Source organism: Pseudarthrobacter xylosi, from assembly GCF_055412765.1.
The window spans coordinates 667,599-680,784 of the sequence record NZ_JBVAYT010000001.1; the positions used below are offsets into that span (position 1 = coordinate 667,599).

The 13,186-nt window shown below is 65.3% G+C and carries 13 protein-coding genes; 3 read left to right on the forward strand and 10 right to left on the reverse strand.

Going from position 1 to position 13,186, the window contains the following annotated elements:
* Positions 1–163 precede the first annotated feature (163 nt).
* The 6 genes from ACZY1F_RS03110 to ACZY1F_RS03135 form a co-directional block, all read right to left on the reverse strand.
* On the reverse strand, positions 164–427 hold the full coding sequence (locus ACZY1F_RS03110; RefSeq protein WP_463940192.1) for a Clp protease/crotonase-like domain-containing protein: 264 nt from the start codon (positions 425–427) through the stop codon (positions 164–166).
* 133 nt (positions 428–560) lie between these two features.
* Positions 561–1,427 carry an alpha/beta fold hydrolase gene (locus ACZY1F_RS03115; protein ID WP_463940193.1) on the reverse strand — a complete coding sequence of 289 codons (867 nt, stop codon included), beginning with the start codon at positions 1,425–1,427 and terminating at the stop codon, positions 561–563.
* 65 nt (positions 1,428–1,492) lie between these two features.
* Positions 1,493–2,488, reverse strand: coding sequence for an NADP-dependent oxidoreductase (locus ACZY1F_RS03120; protein WP_463940194.1), 996 nt, complete (start codon positions 2,486–2,488; stop codon positions 1,493–1,495).
* 51 nt (positions 2,489–2,539) lie between these two features.
* The gene (locus tag ACZY1F_RS03125; RefSeq protein ID WP_463940195.1) at positions 2,540–3,379 is read right to left on the reverse strand and encodes an alpha/beta fold hydrolase; all 840 of its coding nucleotides are present in this window, start codon (positions 3,377–3,379) and stop codon (positions 2,540–2,542) included.
* A gap of 533 nt (positions 3,380–3,912) precedes the next feature.
* Positions 3,913–4,368, reverse strand: coding sequence for a nucleoside deaminase (locus ACZY1F_RS03130; RefSeq protein WP_463940196.1), 456 nt, complete (start codon positions 4,366–4,368; stop codon positions 3,913–3,915).
* Between the two features lie 213 nt (positions 4,369–4,581).
* On the reverse strand, positions 4,582–4,965 hold the full coding sequence (locus ACZY1F_RS03135; RefSeq protein ID WP_463940197.1) for a MarR family winged helix-turn-helix transcriptional regulator: 384 nt from the start codon (positions 4,963–4,965) through the stop codon (positions 4,582–4,584).
* Positions 4,966–5,050: 85 nt separating this feature from the next.
* Between ACZY1F_RS03135 and ACZY1F_RS03140 the strand changes: the two genes are divergently transcribed.
* Positions 5,051–6,559, forward strand: a complete 1,509-nt coding sequence (locus ACZY1F_RS03140) for an MFS transporter (RefSeq protein ID WP_463940198.1) — start codon at positions 5,051–5,053, stop codon at positions 6,557–6,559.
* A gap of 253 nt (positions 6,560–6,812) precedes the next feature.
* On the opposite strand, the gene ACZY1F_RS03145 is transcribed toward ACZY1F_RS03140, so the two are convergent.
* From ACZY1F_RS03145 to ACZY1F_RS03155, 3 genes are all read right to left on the reverse strand, one after another.
* Complete coding sequence (locus ACZY1F_RS03145; RefSeq protein ID WP_463940199.1) at positions 6,813–7,511, reverse strand: hypothetical protein; 699 nt, start codon at positions 7,509–7,511, stop codon at positions 6,813–6,815.
* Between the two features lie 245 nt (positions 7,512–7,756).
* The gene (locus ACZY1F_RS03150; RefSeq protein WP_463940200.1) at positions 7,757–8,758 is read right to left on the reverse strand and encodes a helix-turn-helix domain-containing protein; all 1,002 of its coding nucleotides are present in this window, start codon (positions 8,756–8,758) and stop codon (positions 7,757–7,759) included.
* An 84-nt stretch (positions 8,759–8,842) separates the two neighbouring features.
* Positions 8,843–9,808, reverse strand: a complete 966-nt coding sequence (locus tag ACZY1F_RS03155; RefSeq protein ID WP_463940201.1) for an alpha/beta hydrolase — start codon at positions 9,806–9,808, stop codon at positions 8,843–8,845.
* A gap of 206 nt (positions 9,809–10,014) precedes the next feature.
* Between ACZY1F_RS03155 and ACZY1F_RS03160 the strand changes: the two genes are divergently transcribed.
* A complete protein-coding gene (locus ACZY1F_RS03160; protein ID WP_463940202.1) occupies positions 10,015–10,941 on the forward strand; it encodes an aldo/keto reductase in 927 nt (308 codons plus the stop codon).
* A gap of 131 nt (positions 10,942–11,072) precedes the next feature.
* The gene (locus ACZY1F_RS03165; RefSeq protein WP_463940203.1) at positions 11,073–12,269 is read left to right on the forward strand and encodes an aminotransferase class I/II-fold pyridoxal phosphate-dependent enzyme; all 1,197 of its coding nucleotides are present in this window, start codon (positions 11,073–11,075) and stop codon (positions 12,267–12,269) included.
* 95 nt (positions 12,270–12,364) lie between these two features.
* Here the strand turns inward: ACZY1F_RS03165 and ACZY1F_RS03170 are convergent, their stop codons facing one another.
* Entirely contained in the window at positions 12,365–13,180 is an 816-nt protein-coding gene (locus tag ACZY1F_RS03170; RefSeq protein ID WP_463940392.1) for a response regulator transcription factor, read from the reverse strand.
* Positions 13,181–13,186 lie beyond the last annotated feature (6 nt).

A 13,186-nucleotide genomic window follows, 5' to 3' on the forward strand; every position in this document is an offset into this window, starting at 1 on the left:
CTCACCTTCGAGCAGGTGTGGAACCCATGAGGGCCGCAGCAAATGCTGCGGCCCTCACTCGTGGTGGCTATGTCAGCAGCGCTGGTTGGCGATGCCGATGTACTCGCCAAGCCGGTATTCCAGGTCGTCGTCGGCGCTTGTGAGGACGACCTCCAGTGCCCGGTCACGACCGATAGTGCGCGGAAGCCGCTCCGTACCCCCACCACCGGGCAGCAGACCACCGCCGACCTCGGGCTGCGAAGGCGAGGGCGAGCTCGTTGCCCCCACCACGGGTGCGGCCCCGGATGGTTGCGATGGTGATGTAGGGGGCCTTGGAAAGCTTCAGGACCAGGTCGGTCCACACCGGCACTGCTCCCTCGCCTTCAGGGGCGGGAAAGTCGGCGGCCGCGACGAGGTCGAAGTGGTTGTAGAAAGAAGTCGGGCACACCGCCGTCGAATACGACGACCTGGACGTCGGGATCAGCCGCCAACTCTTCGACGATCTCGGTGAGACGGTGGACGGTCTCGCCGATGTTTTCTCAGTCTCAGCTGCCCGCCGTCGGGGTGGGCGTTCATGTCCGTCAGCGGGCGAGGAACTCTGCCGCGATAGGGGCGAACTTGTCGTGGAACTGAAAGATACCGCCGTGGCCGGAACCGGGGTAGATGATCAGCTCGGAGCCGTTGATGCGGCGGTGCAGATCCTCGGAAAGGACTGAGGGCACCATCCGGTCGTTGTCCCCATTGGCAATCAGGGTGGGCTGGGTGATCTTCGACAGGTCAGCCGGCGTGCCGCGCCCCCACTTCTTGATGGCTTTCAGCTGGGTCTGGAACGCCTTGACCTTGATTGGCGCGTCGCGGTCGGCTGTGCGCTCCTCGAGTCGCTTTACGAATGCTTTACCGGCTTGCTTGCCCGCGGTGTCGCGGTTGAAGAACAGGAATTCCTTCGGGTCGGACCGGGTAAGGGTGGCCCGAAGTATGTCGTAGTAGGTGGTCCCGGCCACCTTGTCCATGTCCTTGCCGCCCTTGGGACCGGTTCCCGTGAGGACGAGCTTTCGGACGAGGTCCGGGTGCTTGAGGACCAGGGCTTGGGCAACCATACCGCCGAGGGAGAAGGAGAAAACGTCGATCTTCTCGAATCCGAGCGCCTTGATGAAGGTGTAGGCGTCGTCGGCCATCTCCTCGATGCTGTCGGGCACCTGGCCCGTGGAGGCGCCGACACCTTGGTTGTTGAAAGTGATGACGTGGCGGCTTCTTGCCATGGGGTCGATGATGCGTGGATCCCAGTTATCCAGGGTCGCTGCGAGATGGACGAAGAAGATGACAGGGATGCCGCCTTTGGGGCCAAGCTCCCGGTAGGCGTAGGTGACGCCGCCGGCGCTGATTCGGCGGGACGGCGCTTTGGCGTAGGACGTAACTACGGGTTCGTTTAAGGGCTCGTGCGCGTTCATGACGGTTCTCCTGTGAAGTTGGTTGGTAGTTGTCTGATGAAGATGGGGCGGGTGCCCTGGAAGGCTCAGGGGTTGCTGATGACGGCCTTGCCACGGATGCCGCCCTTTTCCAGGCCCTGAAGGGCCTCGACGGTCCGACTGAAGGGGAAAACGCGGCCGACGACGGGGCGGAGCGCGCCGTCGTCGATCAGTGCGGTGATCTGGCGCAGCTGGTCGCCGCTGGCGCGCATGAAGAGGAACTGATAGCTGACGCCGAGCTTCCTGGCCTGCCGGCGGATCCCTGCGCTGAGGCCGCTGATCGCCAGGCGGAGCACCGGATTCAGGCCGGCTTCGCGGGCAAAGGCCGGGTCCGGAGGCCCGGTGATCCCGATCGCCTTGCCGCCGGGCTTGAGTACGCGCAGGGACTTCTGGAGATTTTCGCCGCCGAGGCTATCCAGCACCAGGTCGTAGCCGCTCAGGAGCTGTTCGAAGTCTTGGCTGCGGTAGTCGATGACGATGTCGGCGCCGAGCTCGCGCACGAAGTCCATGTTGGAGGCACTCACTGTGGTCGCGACGGTCGCCCCGAGGTGTTTGGCGAGTTGGATCGCGATCGATCCGACTCCCCCGGCGCCGGCGTGGATGAGGACCTTCTGGCCGGGCCGCACGTGACCGCGCTCAACGAGCGCCTGCCAGGCGGTCAGTGCGACCAGCGGCAGCGAGCCCGCCTCCTCCATGCTGATCGATACCGGCTTGAGCGCAAGATCGGCCTCGGCAATGGCGATTCGCTCGGCGAACGTGCCGATGCGGTCCTGGCCAGGCCGTGCATAAACCTCGTCACCAGGCTTGAACGCACGCACCTTCGAACCGACACGGATGACGGTTCCCGCGACATCATTTCCGGCAATCAAAGGAAGCCGGTACGGGAGGATCTGCTTGAACTCGCCCGCCCGGATCTTTTCATCGAGCATGTTGAGACCCGCGGCCTGCACCTGCACCAGCACATCCAGCTCCCCCACTGTGGGCTCAGGAACATTCGATTCCTGCAGTGGGCCTTTGTACTTTTCGACGACGAACGCTCTCATGAACCTTGCTCCTTATTGGTGATGCTGCGTGGTGAAGTTGACGGGTCCCCGTTACCGGCCGAGGAAATTCCGGGCGGCGTCGACGAACGCGTGGTGGTTTTGGAAGACGGCGCCGTGGCCGGAATCCGGGAAGATCGTGACCGACGCGGTGGGCAGCTGCCGGGTGAGCGCGGCCACGTTTGCCGCCGGCACCATACGGTCGCTGTCTCCGTGCACGATGAGCACCGGGCCGGTGACGTGGGAAAGACCATCGGGCTGCTGCAGACCCCACCCGTGCACCGCGGCCAACTGCGCCCGGTACACCTTGGGAGTGACTGGCTTGTCGCGGCCGGCAGTGCGCTCCTCCAACCGCGCGAGATACTCGCGCGCGGCCTTCTTGCCGGCAGGGGTGCGGGTGAAGAACAGGAGCGCCTTCGGATCGTTGAACGTGATGACCGCCCGCAACACAGTTGTGATGGTAGTGCGGGTCATGTCGGTGAGCCGGGGTCCTCCGGCCGGGCCGGACCCGGCGAGGATGAGCCGGTCAATCAGCTCCGACGCCTGCACGGCGATCGCCTGGGCGACCATCCCACCCATCGACAGGCCGAACACATCGACCCGGCCGTATCCGAGCGCGCGGATCACTGCGGCCATGTCCTCGATCGACTCACGAACGGGACCGGTGGAGTGGCCGACGCCGCGGTAACCCACAGCGATCACGTGCCGCTCCTCAGCCAGGCCCTCTACGATGCGGGGGTCCCAGCTATCCAGGTTCGCCCCGAGGTGCGTCAGGACAATCAATGGGACGCCGCCCTGTGGGCCGTACTCGCGATACGCGAACTCCGCACCCGCCGCCGCGACAGCCATCGGCGGCGCATTCCGATGACCCTGCGTGCTGGGTACGTCTGCCATGACTTTCTCCTATTGGGTCCCCTAGTCGACATAGTTGAATATACTCAATTATGAGTTCGCTCAGTTTTCTTGTCAAGGGAGGCCGCCGGCCACCGGCACCCGCGAACAAAGCCGGGCCACGCCGTCCGGCACGCGTAGGCGTCAGCCGGTCCGGGTGATTCGGTAGAGAACCACCTGGTCGGGGTGGATCCGCGGGCATGCGACACCCACCCTTGACGGGACACTGCCGGGCAAGTTGGCTCCGGGAAAGATCACGTCATCCTGGGTGGCTGACCGGAGGGAGTCGGGTTCAATCGCCTGGCCGGCGGCTGACGGCCGGCTGTCTCATGCGACGGAACCTCGGAATCGGAAGTCAGCTGGCCTCGGCTCACAACTGTCCGTCAGCCCACAACCAGACTGCCGAAGCAGCGGTCGAAGCAGCGCTCTCTGCCAACCATTCAAATGGCAAGGGCCAACTTCTCCCCGCAGAGCTCATCATTCGCCGGTCCTGCGGCTGCTGACCGCGCGGTCGCCAGACATTCCCGCCAGGGGTGCTACTCGGCGATGTCCTCCGCCCATAGTTCAGGGTGCTCGTCCTGGAAGGTGCGCATCATCGCAACGCATCGGGCATCATCCAACACCACCACTTCGACGCCGCGTGAGCGGAGAAGGTCGAATTCGCCGGGGAACGTCTCGGCCTCGCCCACCACGACGCGCGGAATCTTGAATTGGATGATGGTCCCGGTACACATCGCACACGGCGCCAGGGTGGTGTAGAGGGTTGTGTCCCGGTAGCTCTTCTGGCGTCCGGCAGCCCGCAACGCAGACATCTCGCCGTGGGCGATTGGGTCGCCATGCTGGACACGCTCGTTGTGGCCGCTGGCAATGACCACCCCGCCGCGGGCCAAGGCGGCACCGATCGGGATGCCGCCCTCTCGGAGGCTCTTTTGTGCGGCCTCGTAGGCAGCCTCGAAGGCCGGGTCTGCGATGGTTCGTTCAGTTTCGGACATGGGGGCAGTCTAAAGACATATGTCCACCATCGGCGCTATGCTCCCGGTCGCTGAGCGGAATAAAGTCTCTGAGGACCACCAGACTGGACAAGTTTGTCTACTAAGTCAGACACTACTCAGCAGCCGCCGCAATAAGAAGCGTGGCCGGCTGCATGCCTGGCATCGCGAACCAGGGATGAGGAAGAGACCAGCCCGGACCGCAAAGGCTGACGGCTAGTCCTTGCCCAAGTTTTCCCTGAGCAGGGCGCGGTGTTCGACGGCGGCTTGTCGGTGGAGCGCGCGGCCGGCGTCGGTGAGTTCCAAGAACAGTGAGCGCCGGTCATCTTCGCAGGACTGGCGGGAAATCAGCCCAGCTTTGTCGAGCCGGTCCACCACCTTGGACATGGCGCTCTGGGTCATGGGCGTGCGCTCACCCAGTTGCTTCATGCGGCATGCCGCGTCGGTGCTTTCGGCCACGAGGTCCAGGATTTCAAACTCCGTCAGGCCGATGCTGAACTTCGACTCCAGCGCACGCTCAAGTGCCCCCGCAGTGTTGAAGTACGTGGTTTGGATGCTGCGCCATTGCTCAACCAACTGACGGTCCTGCTGTGTTGCCATGAGGTGATTCTAGTTCATGACCCATTAAAAAGTCCACGTCATAATATTCCTTGTCATTCAATGACGCGTCATATAAGTTATTCCCATGACTTCAACTTCCACCCTTGAAAGATCAGCCGGCGGCCGGCTCACAGCCGTGCGCTGGACCCGCGCCCAGTGGATGCTCCTCCTGGTCCTGTGCACCGTTCTGGCCCTCGACGCACTAGATGTATCAATGGTCGGTGTGGCCCTGCCCTCGATCGGCAACGAACTTCATCTCGAGACCGAATCCCTCCAGTGGATCGTCTCCGCCTACGTGCTCGGCTACGGAAGCCTGCTCCTGTTGGGCGGACGAATGGCGGACCTGCTCGGCCGGCGTCGCATCTTCCTGATTGCGCTCAGCGTTTTCGCAGCAGCATCCATGCTCGGCGGACTGGTGGATGACCCGGCCCTTCTGATCGCCACCCGTTTCGTCAAGGGCCTGGCCGCCGCATTCACAGCCCCCGCTGCCTTCTCGATCATCACCACCAACTTCGCTGAAGGCCGCGAACGCAACCGCGCCTTGTCCATCTTCACCACGTTCGGCGCCAGCGGATTTTCCCTCGGCCTGGTCGTGGGTGGCCTCATGACCGCCCTGAGCTGGCGCTGGACCTTCCTGGTCTCCGTTCCGGTGGCAGTGGCCGTTGTGATCCTTGGCCTGAGGTACATCCCTCGGGACGGAGCCGCAGGCCAGGCCGCAGACGGGGAGCAAGAGAGCGGGCATGACGTCTGGGGCGCCATCACACTCGCGGGCGGCATGCTGGGGCTGGTGTACACGCTGGTAGCGGCGCCGGGGAACGGCTGGGGATCTGTGGCAACAATCGCCGGATTCGTGGCCTCCACCGCGGTGCTGGCAGCGTTCGCCGTGATCGAAAACCGCGTCAAACACCCCCTGATCCGGTTCAGCATACTCAAGGAAGGCTGGGTTGCCCGGGCCAACCTCAGTGCCGTGGGACTGTTCGGTTCCTACCTGAGTTTCCAGTTCATCCTGACGCTCTACCTGCAGTCCGTGCTTGGATGGAGCCCCCTTGGCATGGCCCTGGCGCTGCTCCCGACCGGCCTGCTGGTGGCCTCGAGCGCACCCCTCGCGGACCGGCTCATCGAGAGATTCGGCGCCCCGCGGCTGATCCTGACCGGACTGGCGTCGTTGACGCTCGGGTACGTGCTGTTCCTTCGCGTCGGCACCTCGCCCAATTACGTGACCGACATCCTGCCGTCCGTCCTGCTGCTGGGAGTCGGTTTCGCCCTGGCCTTCCCGTCCATCAACGTCCAGGCCACCGCTGGCATCCGGGATGCCGAGCAAGGCCTGGCAGCGGGCCTGATCCAGACCAGCACCCAAGTCGGTGCCGCCCTGGTGCTGGCCGTCACCACGGCCATGGTGAGCGGTCACGGCAATGCGCCCGGCCCAGGTGCCGCCGTCGATGCGGCCGCGATGCTGGAACAGTACCGGCCGGGCCTGATCCTGAGCGCCGCGGTGGCCGTGGCTGCCCTCCTGGTGGCCGCGACGCCCAAGCTATCGCTGGGCAAAAGGCGGCAGCCGGGAGTTGAAACCAGCGGGGAGGACGTGCCTAGCTAACCATCGGTTCAACCCCTGTCGGCCGGATTCAAGACCCAGCTGCTTCGTTTGCCCAAAGCCTGACCTCTGGTTGGAAGCCCCCACGCGAGTTGAACTCAAGCGCGGGGGCTTCCGGGTTTCGGTGGGGGGACCGGAACCGGGATCAATCTATCGAATCCAGGCGGACGCAAGGACGGAATATGGCCTTCTTCCCCAAATCTTGTGTGAACCTTGAGCCAGCCCGCATGAGCCCGCGGAGCCTAACCCCTGGCGCCTAACCGGCTGGCTTCAAGGACGTAATCATCCGCTTGATGTCCCGGTACTCCGGGGTCTCCGCGTACTTCTTCGCCTGCTCCAGATACGGCAGGGACTCGGCCCCCGGCGACACATTGTTCCCGGGGTTGTAGAACGCTCCAAACATGGCAGCGGTGGGCGGCCAGGTGAAGAAGTGGAAAATGGCGCAGGCCGAGTCGCCCGTGGGCGGCGCCCACGCGATGCCGTAGGCCGCGGCCGGCGTGTCGGCCGGACCCGGCGCCGCATCATTGCCGCGGGTCTCGAAAACAAACCAGGGCGCCGGCCCGCCCTGCGACAGCCAAGGCAACTCCTGGGATTCCAGCACCTCGTACGGGAACCGCTCCAGGCACATGGACCCGGTGGCCATGTTGGTCCGGAGTGTCGCCAGCGGCTTGCCGGCCTGGTTCGTCACCTCCGCGAACGCACCGCCGCCCTCCGGCAGTTCGCCGGCCGGGTCCCGGACGCTCCATGTGGCCGGATACTCGAACGTCAGTTGGCCGTCCGCCGTCGTGTAGCTGGTCCAGGAGGCCGACGCCGGTGCGGTGGCACTCGGCGAGTTGGTCGCCGTCGGCGTCGCAGTGGTGGTTCCGGTGGACGTCGTCGAGGTGACGGTGGGGCTGGGACTCGACGTCGTCGTCGGTCCCGCCTGGGGGCCGCAGCCCGTGAAGAGCAAAGCCATCAGAATGGCTGTAGGAAAAACCGCGCCTGACGCGGCGGGACTGCGCATCACACTCTCCCTTGGGTCCGAGTTTGGTCCTTAAATTGTGGGGCCGGCGGGCGCGCCGGGATCCGGCGGCGGACCGATTGGTGCCGAACCGTTGCGGCGATAACGAAAGAGTCCTGACCCGCTGGCCGGCTTCCCGCCAGAGCGCCAACTGCCGGACACCCGACAGGCGCTGGCGTCCATCGGCGGATTGCCTGCGCTCACTGGCCGAATGTAGTGGTGGCCAGCCTGTACAGCGTGAGCACGAGTGACAGTCGCACGCGCCCCGGCGCGGTGCGGAGGTCGAACCCAAGCGCCGTCGAGTAGTCGGCCGCCCGGTTCTGCACGCTGGAATGGTGGAGGCCAACCTCCTCTGCGACGGCCCGCAGGCTGCTGGTCGCTGCAATGGACTCGAGGAGCGCCAGCGCTTTGGGCTGCGATTGGAGAAGACGCTTCAGTGCCGTGAGGTCAGGGGTTTCCAGCCCCGAAGAATCGGCCAGCTCCGCAAAGACGAGCAGGCTGCCCAGACCGTCGGCAAGCTGGCTCGGATTCTGCGGAGTGGTCAACCGCAGCGCGGGGAGGGCCGATGCCCACGACCGATCCAGCGCGCCGGGAACCATGGCCAGGCCGATCCCCGAGCGGGACTCAGGCGGGGCATCGGCGGGCCTGCGCACAGCTGCCCGCACGGGCCCCACCTTTGTGTAGATGACCGCGTTTGGTCCCGTAAGCATCGTGGCCGCGGGGACAGCCATGATGCGGTAGGGCGTGTCACGATCAAGATGGAGCAAGGCGGCAGCATCCATCCGCCGGTCCAGGGGCGCAGTACCGTCGACGATCGTCGCGACGGCCCGGCGGGTGGCCGCCACCGGGCTGGTGCGGTCGAACGATATCCCCAGTGCGATGGCTACCCGCTCCAGGATCATCTCATCGTTGGCGAAGGCCGGGCCGGACCGCTCGATCCATACCCGCCCGCCGTCACCGAAATCGTGTCCGGGCCAGGCGCCAGGTTCGCCGGGCGCAGTTTTGGTACCGGAGGCGTCGACGCGGAGGGTGTTCCCGTCAGCCACGTATCCTGCCGGGCAGCCGCTGAGCACGGCGGCCCCGCTCAGCAGGACCTGGGCGCTGGCGTGCCCGTCAACGAGCGCGTCAAAGTACGCGATCACCTTAAGGCTTTCGGAGGCCTCAGGGTCGAGCGCCTTGAGGCGCCATACCAATCCCTGCATATCTGCCGCTCGTTGAATTAGCTTGTGGTGCGAATTTTACTCCGCCAGCGTCTTCCAGGCGCCTGCACCGCCTCAGGCACCGCGTCAGGCGCCGAGGATGCGGCGTACCCACTTCGTCCGCACATCGCGGGCCTGGATGGACATTGCTGCCTGCGGGACAATCATGTCGAAGCCGTGGAATCCGCCTGCCCAGACGTGTAGCTCGGCAACACCTCCTATGGCCCAGATTGCCGAGGCGTAGGCCACAACCTCGTCCCGGAACACCTCTGCCGTGGCTACGTCGACGAAAGCGGGCGGCAGGTTGGAGAGGTCGGTTGCCCGGGCCGGCGCCGCATAGATTGACACGTCGGCCGTCTTGCGCCGGTCGCCCAGCAAAGCATCCCAGCCGGTGTCGTTGCTGGTCCGGTCCCACAGCCCGAAGCCGTCAATCTGGTAGCTGGAGACCGTTTCGTTGCGGTCATCGAGCATGGGACAGATCAGCACCTGGCCAGCCAATGCCGGACCTCCCCGGTCCCGCGCCATCAGGGCCACTCCCGCGGCCAGCCCGCCGCCGGCACTCGCGCCGGCGATGATGAGGCGCTCCGGGTCGAAGCCGAGCTCCTCGGCATGCGCCGCGGTCCAGAGGAGGCCGGCATAGCAGTCCTCCACGGGCGCCGGGTCCGGGTTTTCGGGGGCGAGGCGGTACTCGACCGATATGGCCACAGCATCCATGAGTTCCACCCACTCGATGAGCATGTCCGCCCCCAGGAAGCGGTCACCAATGACCATCCCGCCGCCGTGAGTGTGACAAATCCCGGGCCCGCCGGGAACATGATCGATCCTGGAGAAGATGGAAACAATGAGGTCGGGGGCGCCTTCGGGGCCCGGGATGGTCCGCTCTACGTGCGTCACGGCGTGACCTGCAAGCTGCTCTTCGATGGGCGACGTGAGCGGCGCACCCCGCATCCCGGAAATCATGTCCGGGGTCAGCGTGGGGTTGAGCAGATCCCCCAGCGCGGCCAGTGTTGCACCAAGTTCAGCATCAAAAGGTGGGGCTTTCGGGGTTGGCATTGTGTACTCCTGGGTGGCTGGCCACCGCGTTGTGACCTGAATTCAGCCTAGGTATTCCCTATCGCGATTCTAACCGCCAGCAACACGCAAACCGGAGTGTCCAAACCGCCATCTGGCGGGGACCAATCACACGATCGAGCATGCGAAGCAGGCAGAATACAGAGAGAGAAAGCCTTTTCTGGACCTCATACCTGAAGGAATCCACCATGGACTACCGCCCACTCGGCCGCACCGGCCTGTCAGTCTCCGCCGTATGCGTGGGCACGAGCTCGCTGGGCGGCCACCCGGCACCGCACGGGACCGACACCGCCGTCGCCACCATCCGGCGGGTCTTCGAAGGCCCCTTCAACTTCATCGACACATCCAACGAGTACGGGCAGACTAACAGCGAGCGCCGGATCGGCCAGGCGTTGGCGGAAGCCGGCGGCCTGCCCGAGGGCGTTGTGGTGGCCACTAAGGTGGACCCCATCCGCGGCGTCAGCGATTTCTCCGGCGAACGGGTCCGCCGCTCCGTGGAGGAATCCCTCGAACGCCTCGGCCTTGACCATCTGCAGCTGGTCTACCTCCACGATCCCGAGAAGATCACCTTCGAGGAAGGCATCGCAGCGGGCGGCCCGCTGGAAGCGCTGATCGAACTGCGCGACCAAGGCGTCATCGGGCACCTCGGCGTGGCCGGCGGCCCCATCGACCTGGAACTGAAGTACCTCGCCACCGACGCATTCGACGTCGTCATCAGCCACAACCGTTACACGCTCGTGGACCAGACTGCCGAGCCGCTCATCCAGGACGCGGCGGACCGCGGCGTGGCCTACGTCAACGCTGCCCCGTTCGGCGGCGGCATGCTCGTGAAGGGCCCGGACGCCGCACCCAACTACTGCTACCGTCCGGCCAGCGAGGCCATTATCGGGCGGGTCAAGAAGATGGAAGCGATCTGCAAGGAATACGGCGTGCCTTTGGCTGCCGCGGCGCTGCAGTTTTCCACCCGGGATCTGCGGGTCAGCTCCACCATTGTGGGCATGTCCGAGCCCGGCCGTGTCGAGGAAACCGTCCGGCTCGCCGAATGGGATATCCCCGAGGACTTCTGGAGCCACATCCTGCCGCTCGCGGCGGCCGGGACCGGCGAGCTGGGCTGAGCCTTTCCCGCGCCCCTTTACTTCGACTCATCTCGGAGTCCAGAATAGGTCGCACCACAGCCTCCACTGACTCAGCAGCGCGCTGCCCGTCCGGCTGCCGGCCCACGGCTGCCCTGCCCAGGAGTGGTCACATGAACGATCCGACAGCCACCTCAGCGGTATCCGCCCGCGCTGCCCGGCTGGCGTCGATCCCGTCTTTCCGGCGGGTTGAGGCCTACATCCGCGAATATGGTTCCCGCGGGCACGGGCAGGCGCCCGGGTGCGACTTCACCTTCGGCAACCCGCACCAGATGCCGGCCGCCCGCTACGTCAACACGCTGCGGGACGCCCTGACGCCGCAGAATGATCAGTGGTTCGCCTACCAGACCAACGGCGAGGCCGCCCGGGAGGCCGCCGCGGAGTCACTTCAGAGACTGCTGGGGGTGCCGTTCCGGACGGAGGATATCTACCTCACCACCGGTGGCTTCGCCGCAATCGCCCTGGCGCTGAAGACCGTGGCCGATCCGGGCGATGAAGTCATCTACAGCCTGCCGCCGTGGTTCCTGTACGAGCCGCTGGTACTTGAAGCCGGACTGGTACCGGTGAAGGTGAAGATCAACACCACCACGTTTGACCTGGACCTTGACGCCATTGAGGCTGCCATCACGGAGCGCACCCGTGTCCTGATCGTCAATACGCCCAATAACCCCACAGGACGGATCTATCCACCCGAATTGCTGGTCCGGCTGGCGGAACTGCTGGAGGCGGCGTCGGCGAGGATCGGACGGCGGATCTACCTTATTTCGGACGAGCCCTACAACCGGATTGTGTTCGACGGACTGCGCTTCCACAGCCCGGTGGAGTTCTATGCGCACACGCTGCTGGCCTACTCCTACGGCAAGACCCATCTCTCGCCGGGCCAGCGGGTGGGCTACCTGGCACTGCCACCCACCATGCCGGATCGGGACGAAATGGGCCCGCCCATCACCAGCCTGCAGGTGGCCATGGGATGGGTATACCCGAACGCCCTGTTGCAGCACGCCCTTCCCGAACTGGAGAAGTTTTCCATCGACGTTGGACAGTTGCAGCGGCGCCGGGACCGCCTCGTCGATGCGCTCGACGGCATGGGCTACCGCCTTTGGCGTCCAGAGGGCACGTTCTACCTGTATGTCAGGTCCCCGATTCCGGACGACGAGGCGTTCACCAACTCACTCGCCCGCCGGGATGTCTTCGTTCTGCCGGGCGTGCTGTTCGAAACGCCGGGCTTCTTCCGGATCTCCCTGACGGCCAACGAGGACATGATCGAACGCAGCCTGCCCGCATTCGAAGAGGCCATTAAGAAAAGATAGGGGCCCTGCTGAAGAGAAGTTCTTCAGGGCCTCCGTCAGCAAACTCGTCCGGCTGCCCCGGGTCTGCGACGCCTAAGAGGCGCCGGGCGCTGCTGCTACGGCGCCAGGCGGTACCCCACGCCACGCACCGTTTCAACCCAGCGCGGTGACCGCGAACTGTCGCCGAGTCGCTTGCGCAGGTTTCCGAGGTGGACCTCCACAGCTCGCTCCTCGCCGGTGGTGACGAACGAGCCGGTGTTGTACGGCTCGTTCCGGAGGCGGCGGACCAGGTCGGCCTTTGTCTGCACCACCCGGCCGTTCTCCATCAGGACCAGGAGCAGGTCAAACTGCGTGCGGGTCAGGTCCAGTGGTACGCCGTGGATGGCTGCGGAGCGGGATCCTTCGTGCAGCGTCAGGCCCCGGTGCTCGAAGTCGCACAGGACGGCGCCGGCATGGGCGGGTGCAGGGTCGACGACGACGGCGGGCACGGCGGCAGCCGCCGGTTGCGGTTCGGCGAGGGCACGGGGCGCCGCGTTCCCGTTCCCGGGAACGGAACTGATCGACCGCGGACGCCGGAGCATCGCTGCGATCCTGGCCCGGAGTTCCCGGGGACGGAAAGGCTTGGTGAGGTAGTCATCGGCGCCAGCCTCGAACCCCATCAGCGCATCGCCTTCTTCCGCCCGGCCGGTGACGATGATGAGGTAGGCGTCGCTGAATGTCCGGATCCGGCGCGAGGCTTCAATGCCGTCGAAGTCCGGTAGGCCAACGTCCATGGTGACAACGACGGGGTGGTGTTCCCGCACCGCTTTCACCCCTTCAGATCCGGAGGACGTTTCAAAAACGGCAAACCCGGACTGCTGGAGCACCTCCTTCAGCGATGTCCTAATGTCGTCGTCGTCTTCCACGACAACAGCAACTCCCCGCTCCACCATCTTTGC